19 protein-coding genes are annotated in these 18,943 nt (G+C 40.4%); 13 read left to right on the top strand and 6 right to left on the bottom strand.

The window, feature by feature from the left end:
• Nucleotides 1-57 precede the first annotated feature (57 nt).
• Nucleotides 58-1,260 carry a quaternary amine ABC transporter ATP-binding protein gene (locus tag EP1_RS01045; RefSeq protein WP_067621977.1) on the top strand — a complete coding sequence of 401 codons (1,203 nt, stop codon included), beginning with the start codon at nucleotides 58-60 and terminating at the stop codon, nucleotides 1,258-1,260.
• Entirely contained in the window at nucleotides 1,253-2,977 is a 1,725-nt protein-coding gene (locus tag EP1_RS01040) for an ABC transporter permease/substrate binding protein (protein ID WP_067621974.1), read from the top strand. Before EP1_RS01045 ends, EP1_RS01040 begins: the two co-directional genes overlap by 8 nt.
• Before the next feature lie 47 nt (nucleotides 2,978-3,024).
• On the opposite strand, the gene proC is transcribed toward EP1_RS01040, so the two are convergent.
• Nucleotides 3,025-3,837, bottom strand: coding sequence for a pyrroline-5-carboxylate reductase (proC, locus tag EP1_RS01035; RefSeq protein ID WP_067621971.1), 813 nt, complete (start codon nucleotides 3,835-3,837; stop codon nucleotides 3,025-3,027).
• Between the two features lie 295 nt (nucleotides 3,838-4,132).
• Here proC and EP1_RS01030 point away from each other — a divergent pair, with 295 nt between their 5' ends.
• The 10 genes from EP1_RS01030 to EP1_RS00985 all read left to right on the top strand — a co-directional run bounded on the left by EP1_RS01030 (nucleotide 4,133) and on the right by EP1_RS00985 (nucleotide 12,634).
• Nucleotides 4,133-5,086 (top strand): helix-turn-helix domain-containing protein, encoded by a 954-nt coding sequence (locus EP1_RS01030; RefSeq protein WP_067621968.1) that lies wholly within the window; start codon nucleotides 4,133-4,135, stop codon nucleotides 5,084-5,086.
• Nucleotides 5,086-5,400, top strand: coding sequence for a hypothetical protein (locus EP1_RS01025; protein ID WP_067621965.1), 315 nt, complete (start codon nucleotides 5,086-5,088; stop codon nucleotides 5,398-5,400). The genes EP1_RS01030 and EP1_RS01025 overlap by 1 nt, the downstream gene beginning before the upstream one ends.
• A gap of 152 nt (nucleotides 5,401-5,552) precedes the next feature.
• On the top strand, nucleotides 5,553-6,443 hold the full coding sequence (locus tag EP1_RS01020; protein ID WP_067621962.1) for a sulfite exporter TauE/SafE family protein: 891 nt from the start codon (nucleotides 5,553-5,555) through the stop codon (nucleotides 6,441-6,443).
• 227 nt (nucleotides 6,444-6,670) lie between these two features.
• Nucleotides 6,671-7,324 (top strand): HI_0552 family protein, encoded by a 654-nt coding sequence (locus EP1_RS01015; RefSeq protein WP_067621959.1) that lies wholly within the window; start codon nucleotides 6,671-6,673, stop codon nucleotides 7,322-7,324.
• 79 nt (nucleotides 7,325-7,403) lie between these two features.
• Nucleotides 7,404-7,637, top strand: coding sequence for a DUF1858 domain-containing protein (locus tag EP1_RS01010; protein WP_067621955.1), 234 nt, complete (start codon nucleotides 7,404-7,406; stop codon nucleotides 7,635-7,637).
• A gap of 64 nt (nucleotides 7,638-7,701) precedes the next feature.
• Nucleotides 7,702-9,036 carry a DUF438 domain-containing protein gene (locus tag EP1_RS01005; protein ID WP_067621952.1) on the top strand — a complete coding sequence of 445 codons (1,335 nt, stop codon included), beginning with the start codon at nucleotides 7,702-7,704 and terminating at the stop codon, nucleotides 9,034-9,036.
• Nucleotides 9,037-9,227: 191 nt separating this feature from the next.
• The gene (locus tag EP1_RS01000; RefSeq protein WP_067621949.1) at nucleotides 9,228-11,144 is read left to right on the top strand and encodes a heavy metal translocating P-type ATPase; all 1,917 of its coding nucleotides are present in this window, start codon (nucleotides 9,228-9,230) and stop codon (nucleotides 11,142-11,144) included.
• 30 nt (nucleotides 11,145-11,174) lie between these two features.
• Nucleotides 11,175-11,405 (top strand): heavy-metal-associated domain-containing protein, encoded by a 231-nt coding sequence (locus EP1_RS00995; protein ID WP_067621946.1) that lies wholly within the window; start codon nucleotides 11,175-11,177, stop codon nucleotides 11,403-11,405.
• Nucleotide 11,406: 1 nt separating this feature from the next.
• Nucleotides 11,407-11,943 carry a ferritin family protein gene (locus EP1_RS00990; protein ID WP_067621943.1) on the top strand — a complete coding sequence of 179 codons (537 nt, stop codon included), beginning with the start codon at nucleotides 11,407-11,409 and terminating at the stop codon, nucleotides 11,941-11,943.
• Nucleotides 11,944-11,974: 31 nt separating this feature from the next.
• Complete coding sequence (locus tag EP1_RS00985; protein ID WP_067621941.1) at nucleotides 11,975-12,634, top strand: Crp/Fnr family transcriptional regulator; 660 nt, start codon at nucleotides 11,975-11,977, stop codon at nucleotides 12,632-12,634.
• A 50-nt stretch (nucleotides 12,635-12,684) separates the two neighbouring features.
• Here EP1_RS00985 and EP1_RS00980 read toward each other — a convergent pair whose 3' ends face one another.
• From EP1_RS00980 to EP1_RS00965, 4 genes are all read right to left on the bottom strand, one after another.
• A complete protein-coding gene (locus EP1_RS00980) occupies nucleotides 12,685-13,650 on the bottom strand; it encodes a siderophore ABC transporter substrate-binding protein (protein ID WP_067621938.1) in 966 nt (321 codons plus the stop codon).
• 64 nt (nucleotides 13,651-13,714) lie between these two features.
• On the bottom strand, nucleotides 13,715-14,473 hold the full coding sequence (locus tag EP1_RS00975; RefSeq protein WP_067621935.1) for an iron ABC transporter ATP-binding protein: 759 nt from the start codon (nucleotides 14,471-14,473) through the stop codon (nucleotides 13,715-13,717).
• Nucleotides 14,470-15,438, bottom strand: a complete 969-nt coding sequence (locus EP1_RS00970; protein ID WP_067621932.1) for an iron chelate uptake ABC transporter family permease subunit — start codon at nucleotides 15,436-15,438, stop codon at nucleotides 14,470-14,472. Before EP1_RS00970 ends, EP1_RS00975 begins: the two co-directional genes overlap by 4 nt.
• Complete coding sequence (locus EP1_RS00965) at nucleotides 15,435-16,394, bottom strand: ABC transporter permease (protein WP_083507463.1); 960 nt, start codon at nucleotides 16,392-16,394, stop codon at nucleotides 15,435-15,437. The genes EP1_RS00970 and EP1_RS00965 overlap by 4 nt, the downstream gene beginning before the upstream one ends.
• A gap of 296 nt (nucleotides 16,395-16,690) precedes the next feature.
• Between EP1_RS00965 and EP1_RS00960 the strand changes: the two genes are divergently transcribed.
• Nucleotides 16,691-17,458: an SDR family NAD(P)-dependent oxidoreductase gene (locus EP1_RS00960; protein ID WP_067621926.1), complete on the top strand. Its 768-nt coding sequence runs from the start codon at nucleotides 16,691-16,693 to the stop codon at nucleotides 17,456-17,458.
• A gap of 219 nt (nucleotides 17,459-17,677) precedes the next feature.
• Here EP1_RS00960 and EP1_RS00955 read toward each other — a convergent pair whose 3' ends face one another.
• Complete coding sequence (locus tag EP1_RS00955; protein WP_067621923.1) at nucleotides 17,678-18,679, bottom strand: thermonuclease family protein; 1,002 nt, start codon at nucleotides 18,677-18,679, stop codon at nucleotides 17,678-17,680.
• Nucleotides 18,680-18,943: the final 264 nt, after the last annotated feature.

The raw sequence follows: 18,943 nt of genomic DNA, 5'->3' as shown, positions 1-18,943 counted from the left end.
AAGTGACCACATGATGTTAGTGTGGTATGGTCACTTTTGTGAAGAGGAGGATTTATTTTGAGTAAAGTTAAGGTAGAAAATTTAACTAAAATATTCGGAAAAAAGCAGCAGCAAGCTCTAGCGATGATTCAAGAAAATCGTAGTAAAAATGAAATTGTTGAGCAGACTGGTGCTACCGTTGGTGTATACGATGCAAGCTTTGAAGTTAATGAAGGAGAAATTTTCGTTATCATGGGACTTTCTGGTAGCGGGAAATCAACAATGATTCGTTTATTAAATCGTTTGATTGATCCAACTTCTGGTGAGATCTATATCGATGGCGAAAATATTGCCAAAATGGACAAAGAAGCGCTGCGGGAAGTCCGTCGTCATAAAGTCAATATGGTTTTCCAAAATTTCGGTCTATTTCCCCATCGAACGATTTTAGAAAATACCGAATATGGTCTGGAAGTACGAGGGGTACCGAAAGCCGAACGTCAAGCCAAAGCGGAGCAAGCTTTAGAGAATTCTGGCTTGCTGACTTTTAAAGATCAATATCCTGATCAACTATCTGGCGGGATGCAGCAGCGGGTCGGTTTAGCCCGGGCATTAGCCAATGATCCGGAGATCTTATTGATGGACGAAGCTTTCTCAGCTTTGGACCCATTGATCCGGCGGGAGATGCAGGATGAATTATTAGATCTGCAATCAAACGTACAAAAAACAATTATTTTCATTACCCACGATTTGAATGAAGCATTGCGGATCGGAGATCGAATCGCTTTGATGAAAGACGGACAGATTATGCAAATAGGTACAGGGGAAGAAATCCTGACGCATCCAGCCAATCAATACGTGCGGGACTTTGTTGAAGACGTCGATCGCTCGAAAGTTCTAACTGCACAAAATATCATGGTTCCAGCTTTAACGACGAATATTGAAGTGGATGGGCCAAACGTTGCCTTGAATCGGATGCGTAAAGAAGAGGTCAGCATGCTGTTAGCGGTTGATCGCAAGCGTAAACTAAAAGGTAGTTTAACGGCGGAGAAAGCATTAGAAGCCCGTAAAAATAATCTGACATTGAAAGAAGTCATTGATAAAAATGTCCGTCGGATTCCTAAAGATATGTTAGTTACCGACATTTTCAATCTGATTTTTGATTCGCCAGCGCCACTTGCGGTAGTCGAGGGGGATCGTTTAGTCGGGGTTGTCATCCGCGGCAGTGTCCTAGAGGCGTTAGCGAATACAGAAACTGAAGAAGAGGTGAAAGCAAATGTTTAATTTCTTACAACAAGCCTTGCCTGTAGCAGATTGGGTCGAAGGATTTACCGATTGGTTAACTGCAACCTTTGCGGGTTTATTCTCAGTCTTGCAGCACATGGGTCAGTACTTAATGGATGGGATGACAGGACTCCTAACAATGATCCCGCCATTATTGTTGATCCTCATTTTAACCGTCGCCGCATTTTTTATTTCTAATAAAAAATGGGGACTGGCGAGTTTTACTTTGATTGGCTTACTCTTTATTTATAATCAAGGGTTATGGACCGATCTGATGAGCACCGTCACATTAGTTTTGTTATCTAGTTTATTGTCAATCATCATCGGTGTTCCATTAGGCATTCTGATGGCGAAAAACGAGACAGCCAAAAAGATCATCACACCGATCTTGGATTTCATGCAAACGATGCCTGGTTTTGTATATTTGATTCCAGCAGTGGCCTTCTTCGGTATCGGTATGGTTCCGGGGGTGTTTGCCTCAGTGATTTTCGCTTTACCGCCAACAGTGCGTTTTACTAATTTAGGAATTCGTCAGATTCCTAAAGAATTGGTGGAAGCATCTGATTCATTCGGCGGGACGGGTAAACAAAAACTATTTAAACTAGAATTGCCTCTAGCTAAAAGTACGATCTTAGCAGGGATTAACCAAACCATGATGTTAGCTTTATCCATGGTCGTGATCGCTTCAATGATCGGAGCTCCCGGTCTTGGTCGTGGCGTTTTATCAGCGTTGCAACGAGCACAAGTTGGGAATGGTTTTGTTAATGGACTAGCGTTAGTAATTTTAGCGATTATCATTGACCGCTTTACCCAAAATCTCAATAAACCAAAACAACAAGCAGCTGAAAAAATGCCAAAAGCGAAAAAACAGAAAATCGGGATTGTTGCGGGGATCATTGTCATTGTGACGTTACTTGCTTCATTCGGTTTCGGTGGCACGTCTAAAGAAAATAAAGGCACGATTAACCTTTCTTATGTGGAGTGGGATACAGAAGTTGCTTCTACTCACGTAGTTGGCGAAGTACTGAAAGAAATGGGTTATCAAGTCAATTTGACGCCATTGGATAACGCAATTATGTGGGAATCTGTGGCAAAAGGTGAGTCGGATGCGATGGTGGCGGCTTGGCTGCCGAATACTCATAAATCACAATTTGCGCAATATAAAGAGCAAGTTGATGATTTGGGTGTTAACTTGAAAGGTGCCAAGGTTGGGCTAGTTGTTCCTGATTATATGGACGTCAATTCTATTGCGGATCTATCAGATCAAGCTAACCAAACGATCACAGGAATCGAACCTGGTGCGGGTGTTGTAAATGCAGCAGAAAATACCTTGAAAGCTTATCCTAATTTAGCAGATTGGAAAGTCTCGACCTCATCTTCTGGTGCGATGACAGTTGCTCTTGGTCAAGCTATCAAGAAGAAACAACCGATTGTGATTACCGGCTGGTCGCCACATTGGATGTTTGCTAAGTATGGCTTGAAATATTTGGAAGATCCCAAAGGTGCGATGGGGACAGAAGAAGCGATCCATACGATTACCCGCAAAGAGCTAAAAAAGGATCAACCAGAAGCGTATCAAGTTTTGGATAATTTCCATTGGAATCAAAAAGATATGGAGAGCGTCATGCTCGCCATCAACGAAGGAAAAGATCCTGCTCAAGCAGCCAAGGATTGGGTTGAAGATCACCAAAAAGAAGTCAATGAGTGGAAGAAATAAAGTGAAAAAATGCTGATCAATTACGATCAGCATTTTTTTTTATGGGATTATTTTTCCCCTAATTCCTGATCTTTACGAATCGTTGCATCAATGCCTTTGATGACCGTCGAGATAAAGGCATTATCTTCCAATTCAACGATTCCAGCAACGGTCGTACCTCCTGGTGAACTTACCCGATCAATCAGTGTCCAAGGATTTTCCTTGCTGTGAGCCAAGGTTTCTGCACTACCTAAAATTGCTTGGGTCGCCATTTCTAAAGCGATATCTTTTGGCAAGCCGTTTTTCACTGCTGCCCGCGCGATCGAATCAATAAATAGGAATGTATAAGCAGGTGAGCTCCCGGCAATTGCGGTGAAGATCGAGAAATATTTTTCTTCTAGTGGCCAAGCTTTACCGACGGCATTGAATAAATCAATAATCGTTGCGACATCTTCTTTGGTAGCTGTTGTATTTCCGCAAACAGCGGCGGCGCCTTCACCGACCATCGCATTCATATTCGGCATTACTCGCACGATTCGGATTGGTTGTTCCGTTTCAAAGACTTCATAGATGGCTTCCGTGCTAGTTCCCGCTGCGATCGAAACGATTAGCGGATCGTTTTGCAGGATCGCGTCTTTCGCCTCCAATAATACGCCTTTAATGACATTCGGTTTGACTGCTAAGACTAGCGTATCGACCGTTTCGATGACTTCCTGCGGATCTTTTAATGCATGGGCACCGATTTTTTTGGCGAAAGCTTGGACTTTTTCTGTTGAAATGTCGTATAAGTAAATATCTTCAGGCTGACTAAAACCTTTTTGGACTATGCCTGTAACGATTGCAGATGCCATATTCCCGGCACCGATAAAACCAATTTTCATAGTAAATCCTCCTTGTTCGTATTAATGCACTATTTTTTTGGGGGGAAAAGTTGTTTGATTCCCGCACTGTAGATCATTCTGCAAACTACGTTCAATCTTTACTTCTAGACAAATTATTTTGCTCTTGATTGTATAATCCCGCGAAAAGCAGAAGGATATCCTTGAAAGTGTCTGAATCAAATGTGTGAAATTCATAAAAGTGGTACAATCAATAAAGAAATTATAAGCCGATAGGCGCTTGTTTAAAATAGTTTAGATAAAGAAGAAAGTGTTTGATTTTAAGGTGGGGTGGAATATGGAAGTTACGGCAGCACAATATAGTAGTTTCTATCATTTTTTAAAAACCTTAGACTGCTATTTAGGAAGCGAAGAACAAATGTTAGGTGAGGTCCAACGTTTTGCGGATAATTCGCAGCGTGAGATTGCGGCTTTTGTGACACGAAAAACGGCAGATAAGATCGAAGTTCCAACTAATTTTATTCGAATTTTATATGTGATGAAGGGCTCGATCACGGTAATGATTGATGGAACTGAAAAAAAGTTGAATAGTGGGAGCCTAATTTTGGCGAACACAGCAACTGAATTGGTTTATCAAGGTGATTTAAAGACGGATATAGTGGTATTTTATTTTAAGCCGAGCTATTTTAATGAATCGTTATTGGGACAATTTTTTGAAGAACCCTGGTTGTACCGCTTTTTTGTGGAAGCTTTAAGCGAGGAATTTAGCGGAATTAGCCGTTTTTTGGTGTATGATTTTGCTCAAGCAACAGACGTTCATTTTTACGTGCTACTGCTATTGAAACAAATCGTCAAAATGGCTTATTTCAATAATAAAGTCACAAAGGCTGCTTTTGTACTTTTGGTTGTTGAGATCAGCCAAGCGTTGCCGGAGCGCTTAGTGGGGAAAGATAATTTTATATCCAATAGTCAATTAATTGAAGAGATACTAGCCTATGTGGATCTTCGTTTGGAACAAGTGACGTTAGCAGAAGTTGCTGGGAAATTTCATTTCCATCCGAATTATTTATCGAGTTTGTTGAAGGAAAAAACCGGGCATTCTTTTACTGAATGGGTGTTGTTGCGGCGCATCGAGCGCTGTAAAAACTATTTGGTTCAAACGGATCTAACCGTTCAAACAATCGTGGAACGTTTGGGTTACAAAGATAAAGCGTTTTTTTATAAACGCTTCAAACAAATCGAAGGGCTCACGCCACGTCAGTATCGTAATAGAAGAAAGGAAGAAAACTAATGTATGAAGATATTTTTGCTGAAGTGCAGTTAACAGTGGTCGAACAACCGATCGAATGGGTCGATAACTTGCCGCTTTATCGCGGACATCTCAAAGAATTACCATTTATCACGGGGGAAGGTTCTTCTAAAAAGATCTTGTATCGCCAGCTGGCCGAGCAGTATCAGGAGTATGTTTTATTAAATCAGGAAGAGCGTGAAAATACCGAAGAAGAAATGACCTCTTCACTATTATCCGCCGAGCAATTGTTGAAATATTATGATGGTGAGACCTTCGATGGATTTTCACTGGGAGATTTATTAAATGATAAATAGAGTAAGTTCTCTACTTTAATAGAAGCTTTTAAGCTTTATTGGATGAATATCATCAAACTGTTAGTAGATTTAGGTTTAATACTTTGTGAATTGTTGTATCATCTTAAATGGAAAAGAGCTTTCATTCATTATTTTATTAGAAGGAGAGAATTATGGTACAAATTTTGTTGGGACTCCTAGCAGTCCTATTGGTTTACTATCTTTTTTATTTTATCCGCGATTTGATTGCAGCCCGTGGTAATTGGGGCGGCGGAAATTTTTTCGTTTCTGGCTTGATTGGTTTTGTCACTGATGCAATGGATACGTTAGGAATTGGAAGTTTTGCACCGACGACGATGTTGTTGGAAATGACTAATCAGTTAGATAATGATCGCCAACTACCAGGAACATTGAATGTTTCCCATACCGTACCGGTAATCATTGAAGCGTTTATTTTTATTACCGTAGTAAAAGTTGCACCGTTGACTTTATTCTCATTAGTAATCGCAGCGATTATCGGATCTTACTTGGGTTCTAAAACAGTCAGCAAATTACCTGAGAAAAAAGTCCAGTTTTACATGGGAATTGCGTTGATCATTACAGCCGCTTTGATGGCCTTAAAACAATTAGGTTTGTTAGACTTATTAGGAACTGGCAATCAGTTGACTAGTTTGACTGGTATTAAATTAATCATCGGAATCGTCGGCAACTTTATTTTAGGGGCGCTGATGACGATTGGTGTGGGCCTTTATGCTCCTTGTATGGCGATGGTCTATATGCTGGGTTTGAGTCCGTTAGTTGCTTTTCCGATCATGATGGCTTCTTGCGCGGGTTTGATGCCGGTTGCGGGAACAAACTTCATTAAGTCAGGAGATTATTCTCGAAAAGTTAGCTTGGCGATTACAATCGGTGGAGTCATCGGAGTGTTTATTGCAACTAAATTCGTTACGGGTTTAAACATGAATATTTTGACGTGGATCGTGATTGCAGTCGTATTGTATTCAGGTTTTACTTATATCCGCAAAGGGATGCAGGCCTTTCCGGGGCATGTGAAGAAGTCTTAGAGAGTAATCTCTAAGGCTTTTTTTATATTATTAAGCTAGCAGCTAGCTTGGTTTAGTCTGTCTTGGATTGCGATTAATGAAGATTCAGGATACGGTAAAAAGTTCTTTGTTTTGAAACAAATATCGCGTCAGAGGCTGTTTCTATTCCAATGATTGGAAGGTTTTTATTTGAATAAATGGGTCACACTGCTTACAATAAAAGCGATTTAAAAGAAGGAGGCGTTGCAATGGACTTAACGATCGAAGACTTTCAGGTGTTGGATCGAGAGATATATACGTTTAAGCAATTAAAAGAACGCTATTCGGCAGACGAGATTGACCAAGTGAAGCAGGACTATAAAAAGCATTGGCAAAAATGGAAAAAGTTACAACAAATAGTCGCACAGTCATTGCCGTCAGACTATCATTTGGAGAAACCAAAAATTGAAAGCTGGACGAATGGCTGGCATTTACGGAACCATTTTTGGAGTGCTTACCGTGATCCGCAACACAGAAATCAAAATGCCTGCTTGGCTGTCTTACTTAATAAGAAACAATTTCAAGTCTATTTGATGTTTCAGCATTATAAAAGTGCTGAACGCAATGGTGGTAGTGAGGCGTACAATAAATTAGTTAATTTATTGTATGAATGGAGCCAACACGTCGATAGTTCAGATTATTATATTTGGCCGCAGGTAGAACATGAATTGGTCGATCATCTGTCGCTTACAGATTTTTTAGCAGACCAGAAGCAACCAGAAGTATTGCTAAATACTTTGGAGGGACGGACGTTTCAAATCGGTAAATTATTTTTTAAAACAACGAAGATTACTGATATTGAAGAGCTTACTCGTCAATCATTAGAAGAATTGGCCCCATTGTATTTTGCATTAAATCAATGAGTCTGGTAAAAAGCTTGAAGCAGGACTGTAAAATTTAGCGGAAGTTCACATATAGAAACAAGTCAAAGGAGGTTGGTGTATGAAGGAGCTTGATTTATCGAAATCGCTGTATGAATTAGTCACCTTATATCCTGAGGTAAAAGATTTAATGTATCAATTAGGTTTTGAAGCAATCGCAAAGCCAGGTATGCTACAAACGGCGGGACGCTACATGACGATCCCAAAAGGTGCCAAAATGAAACACATCCCACTGGAACAAGTGATCGAAATGTTTGAAGCCAATGGGTTTACGATAAAAGACCATTCGTTTTAAGTGAGCGCTAGGCCAGCTTTTTTACCAGAAATTCAGATCTAACTATGAACAAGGGAGTAGTCTAATGGAACGAACAAGAGAACAACGTCAAGAAAGAATTGTCGAGATTTTGTCGCTGCTGCATCAAGGTGGTTCATTTGAAGAAGCGAAGGAGCTTTTCAATCAAGAATTCGATGGTGTCGATGTGACAGAGATCACGGCCGCTGAAAAATCTTTGATCCAAGGTGGCTTGGATCCACAAGAAATCCAAAAATTATGTAATATCCATGCAGCGGTTTTTAAGGGCGCCATCAATGAGATCCATCGCTCGAATTTAGAGCATGCACAGCCAGGCCATCCGATCCATACATTAAAACTGGAAAATCAAGTCTTGCAATCATTGTTGACCGATGAAATCGATGGTTTGTTAACTAAGATCAAAGCTGGTGACTGGTCCCAGCAGGAACGATTGCTTAATGCGTTAACAGATTTGATGCAGATCGATAAACATTATGCCCGCAAAGAAACACTGATTTTTTCTTATATGGAGAAATACGGGATCACTGCGCCACCGAAGGTTATGTGGGGCGTGGACGATGACGTTCGTGAACAGATCAAGGAATTAATCCAATTAGTCCACTCAGAAAAAGCGGCTTATAATCCAATCGCAGAAAAATGGGAAGCGGCTAAAAACGAGATTGAGGAGATGATTTTTAAAGAAGAAGAGATCATGGCGCCGATGACACTTGATGTATTCAGTTTGAAAGACTGGGAAAAAATCGCCCAAGATAGCTTTGATATCGGCTTTGCATTTATTCCTGAGCCATTGCCATGGAAGGCTAGCCAAGCTTCTTTGGAAAAGGAACAAGAACGTGAGCCTGCTCGCCAATTAGCGATTCAGCAAGCTAAGGAAACAACGGAAGGCATCGCTGCTGGTTTGGCGGCTGAAGCTACAGAAGTTGCAGCAGAGGAACACTATGATTGGGAAGACAAAGTCTCTTCCGAAACAACGATTGTGCTGCCAACTGGAACACTGAAGCTGCAAGAAATGATTGCTTTATTTCAAGTTTTGCCAGTAGATTTAACATTTGTCGATAAAGACGATCGCGTGCGTTTCTTCTCAGAAGGCAAAAGTCGGGTCTTTCCACGAACAAAATCAGTAATCGGTCGCGAAGTTGTGAATTGTCACCCACCTAAAAGTATGCACATCGTCCAACAGATTTTAGATGATTTTCGTTCTGGCGCGCGGAGTGAGGCAGATTTTTGGATCGATCTACGAGATAAAAAAATCTATATTCGTTATTTTGCCTTAAAAGATGAAATGGGAGACTATCTTGGCTGTTTAGAGGTTACCCAAGATATTACAGATATCCAAGCGATTGAAGGCCAAAATCGTCTATTGGAAGGAAAAACAGAATAGCTTTTAAAGTATGGGCGTTCGGAATAGTTTCCGAGCGCTTTTTTTTATGAATTGAAGAACCAGCTGCCCTTAAAGCGTGAGCGCCAATCAAAAAATGATATTTGCCCGAAAATCCCTCTTCTTGATATTAATCAATTATTTTCCGCGGTGTTCTTTGTAAACTGATAGTGAAAAGAAGAGGAGTGGAAAAAATGAAGTTTCAGAAAAAAATATTGGCTCATAAGACCGTGCTCACATTTATTAATGCATTTTTTATTGTCTCGGCCGTAGCTGCTAAATTTTTGTTTCAACAAATAGTCATTTACGATATCGAAATGGTGCTTGCATCGGTCTGTGGTGCTTTACCGATTGCGATCCAAGCGTATCAAGCGGCGAAAGTTAAAGTTGTCAGTATCGATTTGTTAGTAACGATCGCCGTAATTGGGGCGTTTGTTATCGGGGAGTACAATGAATCAGCGATTGTCACTTTCTTGTTCTTATTAGGCCACTTACTTGAACAAAAAACGTTAGAGCATACTAGGTCAGCGATTCAAAAGCTAGTCAAACTTGCCCCGGCAACTGCCTGGAAGTTGATCGAAAATAAAGTGGAAGAAGTCGCGATTGAAGAAGTCGCTGTTGGCGATCAGCTGTTAGTCAAAACCGGTGCTCAAGTGCCGGTAGATGGGGTAGTAAGTGAGGGAACGGGGTACCTTAATGAAGCAGCCGTCACCGGTGAAGCAAAATCGGTCTACAAAGAAAAAAACGACCAAGTATTTGCCGGAACGATCTTAGAAAACGGCACGCTAAAAATTGAAGCTCAGCGTGTAGGAGAAGATACGACTTTTGGCAAGATTATCGAACTGGTGGAAGAAGCTCAAGATAGCAAATCATCAACAGAACGGTTTATTGATCGTTTCGCAAAATATTATACGCCGTTGATTTTAGTTTTAGCCTTGCTCACCGGGCTCATGACCAAAGATATTCGGCTAGCAATTACTATTTTGGTATTAGGCTGTCCCGGAGCTTTGATCATTGGAGTCCCAGTGTCAAATGTCGCCGGGATTGGCAATGGTGCGAAAAATGGTATTTTAATCAAAGGCAGTGAAGTGATGGCTACTTTTAGCCGTGTAGAGACGATAGTTTTCGATAAAACAGGAACAATAACCAATGGGAAACCAAGTGTTGCCTTTGCTAAATTCTATGAAGATCAGACCATCGATTACTTAAGCTTGATTGCTGCCATCGAAGGGGAATCCGATCACCCGCTAGGTCAAGCAATCGTCAACTATGCGCAACAACAAGGCAGAAAACAAAGTATAGCGATCAATGTCTCTGATACCGTTGTAGTGAAAGGAAAAGGGATGACAGCAACGGCAGATGGCATTCGCTTGACGCTTGGGAATCGAGCCTTGATGGAGGAAGCAGCCATCTCATTGACTACTGAGATTGAGCAGACTGAAAAGGCTTTGCAGCTACAGGGAAATTCGGTGGTATTTGTAGCTGCAGAAAAACAGGTTATCGCCTTGTTTGGAATCAAAGATCAAATTCGTCCCGGAGTAGCTCAGACACTGGCTACGTTGAAGAGCAATGGAATCAAACGCCTGATCATGCTGTCAGGTGATAATCAAACGACTGCCGAAATCGTCGGTAAAGAACTAGGGTTATCTGAAGTTCATGGAGAATTGTTACCGGAAGAAAAAGCGGCGTTTATTCGTCGCTTACAGGCAGCCGGTGAAGTCGTTGCCTTTGTTGGTGACGGGATCAACGATAGTCCCTCCATCGCATTAGCTGATATCGGGATTGCGATGGGAGGCGGAACGGATGTTGCGGTAGAAACTTCAGATGTCGTATTGATCCAATCAAAATTTGAGAACTTGCTCCACGCTTATCGTTTGACCAAAAAAACCGTACGGAATATGAAAGAAAATATCGCGATTGCTATCGGGACAGTACTATTTTTACTAATCGGTTTAATCTTCGGCTATGTTTATATGGCTAGCGGTATGTTCTTTCATGAGTTGAGCATTTTGATCGTCATTATCAATGGCATGCGTCTGCTTTCTTATCACCCAAAAAGTTCAAAACTTGATAGAAATCAATTTGTCAAAATGAAAACAAACGTAGAATAAGAGTGTTCAATAAAGAAGGAGGAATTAATCATGGAAAAAGTAATTATCCAGCTAGGCACCTTAACTTGTCCCTCATGTCTGCAAAAAATCGAAAAGGCGGTAGGGCAACAGGCTGGGGTTCATAAAGTAAAAGTTTTATTTAATGCCAGCAAGGTCAAAGCGGAAATTCAATCAGATCAAACCACTCCAGAAACTTTGCAAAAGGTGATTGAAGACCTAGGTTATGAAGTAGAAGCCATCAAAGTTAAGGAGTTATCTTAAAATGAATGCAGAAGAAAAATACCAAGCTGAGCAAATCCAAAGTGATAAAGATCATCATACACCGACAGCTGGTGCGATGATTAGTCATATTTTGTCGAATTTATTCATCCATCGGGTAAAATTGCGTCAAGCGAATTATTATTTGACAGGTGAGGTTCGAGGATTTGCTGAACCAAAATTAGAACAGATGATTAGTGAAGAAGATCAACTCTTTGATGAATTGAATCAGTTGCTCTTAGCTGAAGAAGAACTAATCCCGACAACCATCAAAGAGTTTCTAGACTATGCAATGCTCGAAGATAGCGGAAAATTGAAGTATGAAACAACCGAAACGATCATAAAGGAACTCGTAGCTGACCTGGCCACGCAAAATTTATTCATTACTCGCGGAATCACGTTAGCTGAAAACGAAGCGAAGTTCGGCTTGGCTGAATTTTTGAAAAAACTGTATACTTGGATGAAACAAGAGCAGTTGATTTGGCAACGTTACTTAGGCAAAGAGAGTGTTCAAACTGAAGAGGATGAAGAAGACGAGTAACAGATTAAGCTGAGAGGGGGAGTTTTTCATCATGAGCCAAGAACATCTGTGCATTTCTTTAGTTCCATTATTTAATCATTTAGAGCTGGAGGATCAAAGAAAAATTCATGCTTTGATGAAGCATCAGGTCATGGTCAAGGGGGAACAAATCTTTACTCCCGCTAGCGATGGGCAGCTGGTGATCGTTGCTCGTGGAAATATGAAAGTCTATCAGCTTTCCTCTAATGGCAGGGAACAAGTCTTGCGCGTGGTAGAGCCCGGTGGTTATGAAGGAGAAAATCAGCTGTTTGGTGTCCATAATGATGTGTTGTTTGGCGAGGCGCTAGAAACAACTGAGGTTTGTATCCTCAAACAACAGGATTTTTCTGACCTGTTATTAACATACCCCCAATTGAGTTTAAAATTATTAGAGATCAACGCGAAAAAATCAGTCCGAACAGAACAGCAAACCCAATTTCTAATGATGGAAAAAGTCGAAGAACGACTGGCGACTTATTTGCTGGATCTAGCTAAAGCTTCCGGCACAAATGAGTTCAGTCTACCGATGAAAATGAAAGAATTGGCGCTGTTTCTAGGAACGACCCCGGAAACATTGTCACGAAAATTCAAGTTGTTGGAGCAGGAGCAGTTGATTCAGCGAAACAAACGCTTAGTAGTTTTATTGGACCCAGCTGGATTAGAAGACATATAAAAAAATCAGGTTTGACGCTCAGACTAAGCGTTTCAAACCTGATTTTTTATTTACTTCAATGCTTGATTGACATCTGCTAACATCAGTTTAACGGATTCTAAACCACCGCCGCTTAAGTACCAAACGTCGGGTTGCAATGAGAGCACTTTATTATTTTTACCAGCAGTGGTCTGAGCGACCAGTTGATTGTCGGCGACATTATTGTTGCTGTCATCACCACCGATCGCTTTAGTCCGATCGATCACGAAAAGAATATTAGGATTTTTCTCTAAAACGTACTCATAAGAGACACTTTGGCCATGGGTCGAAGCTTTGATCGCATCATCGGCTTCTGCAAAGCCAAAGGTATCGTAAATGATTCCAAAGCGAGAATCTTTGCCAAAAGCAGATAACTGGCCTTCATTCACTAATACCGCCAAGGCTTTTTCATTGCTGGCTGCGGCTTTTTCTTTGGTTTCGGAGATGTTTGTCTCAAGTTCGGCTAATTGTTTCTTGGCACTTTTTTCTTTGCCGAAGACCTGTCCTAATGTTTCAACGTTATGTTTGATGGAATTCCAAGTATCCGTTGGATCGACGGCTAAATACATCGTCGGCGCAATTGCTTGCAGTTGCTCTAGAAAATCACTCTGGCGACCAGAAATAATGATTAGATCGGGTTTCATTTGGTTGATTTTTTCTAAATCAGGTTCTTTGATTCCGCCAGCAGATTCGACTTTTTTATATTCTTTCAAGTAGGTTGGTAGATTGTCGGTTGCCGCACCCACAATAGTATCACCAACACCAAGAGCATCTAGTGTATCTAATGAACCATTATCAAAGACCACGACTTTTTTGGGCTTTTTAGGAACGCTTAGCTTGCCGTTGGAATCAGTTACTTCGATTGTTTCTTTTTTGGCTGGGCTACTGGCCGAAGTCTTACTCGTGGAATCATGGGTACCTTCACTATTCGTCGCACCACAGCCGGTCAATCCGACACCTAGTAATACAATTGCCAAACTTACTATATATTTTTTCATTTTGTTTCCTCCTAAATTATAATAAAGTCTACATTTCATAAAATGAGACTGAAATGCCTGGTTATTAATTGAAATACATACAAAAACGTTTACCTTCCAGCTCGCAAACTTTAATCTCCATGTCGTATAAAGCGTTTAAAATAGTTGGCTGAATCATCTCATCCGTAGTTCCAAAAGCAAAGATTTGCCCGGCTTTCATAGCTACGATCTGATCGGCATAGCTAGCGGCAAAGTTGAGATCGTGGATCACTAGTAAAACTGTTTTGTGGTCTTCCTCCACAAGGCGTCGTAGAGTGTGCATCAAATGGACAGCATGATTCATATCTAGATTATTTAGTGGTTCATCTAAGAGGATATAATCAGTATCTTGAGCTAAAATCATCGCGATGTAAGCCCGCTGTAGCTGCCCACCGGATAATGTATCGATGCGTTCTTCTGCCAGCTCGACCAATCCTAATTTTTCTAAAGCATAAGCGATCAGTGCCTGATCAGCTTCTGTTAAACGCCCTTTTGAATAAGGAAACCGCCCAAAACTGACTAGTTCCCGCACCGTAATCCGTAAATTGACACTATTGCTCTGCTTTAAAATCGCCAACTTCTTAGCCAATTCATTGGAGTGCCAAGCTTTCACTTCATTGTGATCAAGATAAATTTGACCGCTATCAATCGTGATCAAGCGGCTGATCATGGATAATAACGTACTTTTTCCTGCGCCGTTCGGTCCAATAAAAGCAGTCAATTGACCTTCTTTAATCGGTAAACTGACTTCAGAGAGCACTTTTTTGCTTCCGTAATTTTTTGAGAGGTTTTGAATGTCGATCATGTTTGCCGCTTCCTTTCATAAATGATTTTCCAAATAAAATAAAGTCCACCGATAAATTGCGTCACGACACTGATGGTCGTTTTCAGTTGGAAAACTTGTTCAACTAAAAATTGGCCGCCGACTAGAAAAATGATGCCTAATAAAATTGCTGTGGGAAACAGGTAACTGTGACGATATGTCGGCATCAATTGATAACTGATATTGGCCACGATAAATCCTAGAAAGGTGATTGGTCCAACTAATGCCGTGGCTGTTCCAGTCAAGAGGCTGACGAGAAATAAAATCAATAATTGAAAGGTATTTAGTGAGATTCCCAAATTCGTCGCTTGATCCGAGCCTAAATGCAAAACATCTAAATAGCGATTGAGGGCAAATAAAATGAGTGATCCAAGCAAAATAATCCCCGCTGCCAAACTTAAATGAAATGTATGAACGTTGCTGAAGCTGGCAAACAGTCGGCCTTGCAGCAAATCATATTCATTCGGATCCATCATCACTTGTAAGAAACTGCTGATACTGCTGAAGAACGTACCTAAAATCATTCCTAACATCAGTAAAATCAATAAATCATTTTGGCGTTGTTTTAGTAAAAATTTGGCTAATACTAAACTTGTAAGAGCCATTAACAGAATGCTGAGTAAAAAGATGGCAGTATGTTCTCGGGACAACATTTTTACGCCCCCAATGATAAAAAACAGAACGGTTTGGATCAAAACATATAAAGCATCCAACCCTAAAATATTCGGTGTTAAAAACTGATTTTGAGTTAACGTTTGAAAACTAACGGTAGCCATGCCAGTGGCCAAGGCTACTAGAAGAAAGGCCGCCATTTTTTTTCCCCGTAGCAGCCAGGCAAAGTGGAAATTTCCATATGTATTGTAAGTTAAGTACAACCCACATAAGACTAGTGCCACAATGCTGAGACAGATCAACATTTTTTCTTTTTTAGGAAGAGAAACTTTCATGAACGCTCCCTCCCGACTAATAAATAAATAAAAATCAGACTCCCTAAAATTCCCACTGTTAAGCTGACAGGAACTTCATAAGGAGCGATGACGACGCGGGAAAGAATATCGCAAAGCATTAAAAAGAGGCTGCCGCCTAATGCGGTAATCCATAAGTTTTGTTTTACATGGTCACCAAACAACAAGGAAATGATATTAGGGACAATTATGCCTAAAAAAGGGACTGTTCCAACCATGATTAAAACTAATCCACTAGCAGCAGCAACTAAAGCGATTCCAAATGCTTGAATCAGGCGATAATTGATCCCTAAATTGACTGCAACGTCCTCGCCTAGACCGATAATTGTGAAGTAATAAGCAAAAAAATAAATCATAAAAAAAAGCGGAACCGTTAGATAAAGCAGTTCATAGCTGCCCTTGGTTACTAGGGAAAAATTTCCTTGTAACCAAGAAGACATGTTTTGGATCAATTGGAATTGATAGGCGAAGAAGGTTGCGACTGAACCGACGATATTACCAAACATCACACCCAAAAGCGGCAAAAAAATGGGATCTTTAGCTGGCAACAATCGACTTAAAGCCAGAAAGACCATTGTTCCTAAGAACGCAAAGACAAAAGCAGCCAAACTCCGAATCGCAGTAGAGGCGTTCGGTAAAAAAAGCATCACGAACAAAATACCTAAACGAGCGCTGTCCATCGTACCGGCGGTGGTCGGTGAAACAAATCTATTTTGTGTTAAATGCTGCATTATTAGGCCACAAATGCTCATCGTTGCGCCAGCTAAAATTAAGCTAACGGTTCGCGGTACACGAGTAGTAGCTAGGACTAACCACTGCTCTGAGTCACCTTGTAACAAGGCTTGCAACATCAACTCTTTTACACCAATAAAGATTGAGAGTCCGCTTAATAAAAATAAAACGAAAATTAATCCTTTTTTCAAGAACTCACTCCTCATCTGAATGATAATGATTCTCATTCTCTCTGGATATAAAGTTTAGGTGAAGTATCGAACAAATGCAAGTTATTTTTAAATAATAATTTTAATAAAAATGCTCAAATTGTGTGTTATCCGTGGAAAAGGATTATCCACTCCCACAGGCGTTATTAATTTTAGTGCGGTTTATTTTACTATAAAGTAAGAAAATTCCCTGTAGTGGGAGTCATTTTGTTATAAGCTATTGACATTTCCCTAGCAAATTAGGTACCGTTAAGATTGTAGAGATGAATGCGCTATCAAAAGGAGGAGAAGTAATGTTTGAATTAAATGGAAAAGTTGCAGTTGTAACAGGTGCCAGCAGTGGTTTAGGACGAGATGCTGCGATTGCCTATGCTCAGGCAGGTGCAGATGTGGTTTTGTTAGCAAGACGTTTGGAACGTTTGGAAGAAGTAGCGGCAGAAATCAAAGAAATCGGTCGGGATGTCCTCGCTATCAAAATGGACGTGACGGATGAAGAGAATGTCAAAGCAGGGATCCAACAAGCTTATGATCATTTTGGCCATTTGGATATTTTACTAAACAATGCAGGGATCGCGGTACGTGGCGGTGTAGATACATTGACGGTAGAAGATTTCGACAAATCAATGGACGTCAATGTAAAAGGAATCTTTCTAGTTAGTAAATATGTAGTAAAACACATGATGGAAAATAAATACGGTCGAATCGTTAATGTTGCTTCAATCAATGCGATTATGGCAGATAAAGAAGACGTATTTATTCGTCACTCTTATAATGCCAGTAAAGCAGCTGTGCTGGGTCTAACGAAAGGTATGGCAGCTAGTTATGGTAAATATAATATTACGACTAATGCGATCGGCCCAGGTTTGTTTGAGTCTGAGATGACCGAAGATACTTTATTTAAATCAGAAGATTTCTTGAATCTGTATCAAGGGTTAAATCCTATGAGTCGTCCAGGCAAACGAGGCGAGTTGAACGGGACAATCCTTTACTTCTCAAGTGATGCATCAAGTTATACAAACGGACAATTTATTGTTATTGACGGTGGTATGTCAATCGTTTAAAGGCATTTGCAAGACACTTTCTCAAATTGAGGGAGTGTCTTTTTTATCAAGGTATTTTAATTAAACAAGGGTTTCTGCTACACTTATTCTCGTTTCCATATAAAAAATATGGAATTAAAATAGTTATTTTAGTAAATTTAGTTGGGAATTTCGAGATAGTTGTTAGTGGGAGAGTCAAAAAATAGGCAGCCGATTTAAGCGGCTGCCTATTTTTTATAATTAGTAACATTTAGCACAAGGTGTTAAACCGCGAGCTTGAGCTTCCTCTAATGTCGCCGGTGAATACGTGCCGTTTCCACATTTATGGGTATGATACTTGCTGCCGGTCGGAGTTACGTAGACGGTTTGTCCTTGAGCAGGTTCCGCAGCTTGTTGAGCTTGAGCCTCTTGCTGAGCTCGAGCCTCCGCCTCCGCTTGGGCCTGTGCAGCTGCTTCTTGAGCAATCCGCTGTTCTTCGGCTTTTTTAGCTGCTTCCGCTTCCTCTGCTAGGCGTTTTTCTTCGGCTTTTCTAGCCGCCTCCGCTTGTTCTGCTACCCGTTTTTCTTCCGCTTCTTTTGCTGCTTGCTCTTTTTGCAGTCGTTCTTCTTCGGCTTCCTTGGCCGCTAGTTCTTCTTCAAGAGCTTTTACATGAGCAGTAACAGCAGCTTGGCTGTACCCTTTATCTGCCTGAGCGTAGTTTGAGATGCTCCAAATATTTTGTTTTTGTTCTTTTGCTTTTTGTTCCGCTTTTTTGATTTGATCAAGGTATTTCGTATTTTCCCCTTTGGTGCTGCGAACCATTCCTAAGCCTTCATTAGCAAGTGTTTCTTGAATTAACTTGCCATCAGCCCAGACATAAACCAACTCGCGCTTTTTACTATCACGTTTCTGGCCTTTATCGTATTCGATCTGGATCTTTTTGGCGCCCTTAAGCAGTTCTTTTGTCCGATTTTTCGCTTCTTTTGCATACGGACTTTCTTTTTTTAGTTCAGGTGTGTCAATCAGCAAATATTTGGCTGTGACATTTTTTCCATTTTTCAATTTGAACCGTGTCGTGTCGCCATCGATATACTTTTTGACTTTGACAGTAACTTTTTTGTTGGCGACTCGTTTGATTGTTACTTTTTTCTCAGTTTTAGTTTTTGCTGCCTCTACTTGATAATACTGTGTTGGTGTAGAAAACAGGAAACTAAATAATAACGCGAATGTAACCCCCAGTTTAACCCCAATCTGCTTTTTCATTTGTTGTCCTCCTTCTGATCAATACTTAAAAACAATTATCTAAGAATATGTGCATATCTAAATAATACTATATTCCTCCGATAAAATTATAAAAAAACTTACAAAATAACATTATATAGAATTTTCTGGATAAAAAAGACTCAAAGCAGTTAAATGCTTTGAGCCGGATAATGTTACTTTCTCTTTTAGTTAGTAAAACCAGCCACCGAATGAGAAAGCATCTTTATTTGCTGATGGGTTTGCTTTTATTTTGAATTTTGCTTT

The organism is Enterococcus pseudoavium NBRC 100491 (assembly GCF_001544295.1).
Classification (GTDB): Bacteria; Bacillota; Bacilli; order Lactobacillales; family Enterococcaceae; genus Enterococcus_A; species Enterococcus_A pseudoavium.
This window is presented reverse-complemented; position numbering and strand designations above follow the sequence as displayed.

Bases quoted from the DNA above. Each gene is read 5' to 3' on its own strand.
- EP1_RS01025 (WP_067621965.1), top strand. From the start codon at position 5,086: ATGTATGAAGATATTTTTGCTGAAGTGCAGTTAACAGTGGTCGAACAA.
- EP1_RS00965 (WP_083507463.1), bottom strand. From the start codon at position 16,394: ATGAGGAGTGAGTTCTTGAAAAAAGGATTAATTTTCGTTTTATTTTTA.
- EP1_RS01040 (WP_067621974.1), top strand. From the start codon at position 1,253: ATGTTTAATTTCTTACAACAAGCCTTGCCTGTAGCAGATTGGGTCGAA.
- EP1_RS00955 (WP_067621923.1), bottom strand. From the start codon at position 18,679: ATGAAAAAGCAGATTGGGGTTAAACTGGGGGTTACATTCGCGTTATTA.
- proC (WP_067621971.1), bottom strand. From the start codon at position 3,837: ATGAAAATTGGTTTTATCGGTGCCGGGAATATGGCATCTGCAATCGTT.
- EP1_RS01000 (WP_067621949.1), top strand. From the start codon at position 9,228: ATGAAGTTTCAGAAAAAAATATTGGCTCATAAGACCGTGCTCACATTT.
- EP1_RS00970 (WP_067621932.1), bottom strand. From the start codon at position 15,438: ATGAAAGTTTCTCTTCCTAAAAAAGAAAAAATGTTGATCTGTCTCAGC.
- EP1_RS01020 (WP_067621962.1), top strand. From the start codon at position 5,553: ATGGTACAAATTTTGTTGGGACTCCTAGCAGTCCTATTGGTTTACTAT.
- EP1_RS00975 (WP_067621935.1), bottom strand. From the start codon at position 14,473: ATGATCGACATTCAAAACCTCTCAAAAAATTACGGAAGCAAAAAAGTG.
- EP1_RS00990 (WP_067621943.1), top strand. From the start codon at position 11,407: ATGAATGCAGAAGAAAAATACCAAGCTGAGCAAATCCAAAGTGATAAA.
- EP1_RS00985 (WP_067621941.1), top strand. From the start codon at position 11,975: ATGAGCCAAGAACATCTGTGCATTTCTTTAGTTCCATTATTTAATCAT.
- EP1_RS00980 (WP_067621938.1), bottom strand. From the start codon at position 13,650: ATGAAAAAATATATAGTAAGTTTGGCAATTGTATTACTAGGTGTCGGA.
- EP1_RS01015 (WP_067621959.1), top strand. From the start codon at position 6,671: ATGGACTTAACGATCGAAGACTTTCAGGTGTTGGATCGAGAGATATAT.
- EP1_RS01030 (WP_067621968.1), top strand. From the start codon at position 4,133: ATGGAAGTTACGGCAGCACAATATAGTAGTTTCTATCATTTTTTAAAA.
- EP1_RS01005 (WP_067621952.1), top strand. From the start codon at position 7,702: ATGGAACGAACAAGAGAACAACGTCAAGAAAGAATTGTCGAGATTTTG.
- EP1_RS01010 (WP_067621955.1), top strand. From the start codon at position 7,404: ATGAAGGAGCTTGATTTATCGAAATCGCTGTATGAATTAGTCACCTTA.
- EP1_RS00995 (WP_067621946.1), top strand. From the start codon at position 11,175: ATGGAAAAAGTAATTATCCAGCTAGGCACCTTAACTTGTCCCTCATGT.
- EP1_RS00960 (WP_067621926.1), top strand. From the start codon at position 16,691: ATGTTTGAATTAAATGGAAAAGTTGCAGTTGTAACAGGTGCCAGCAGT.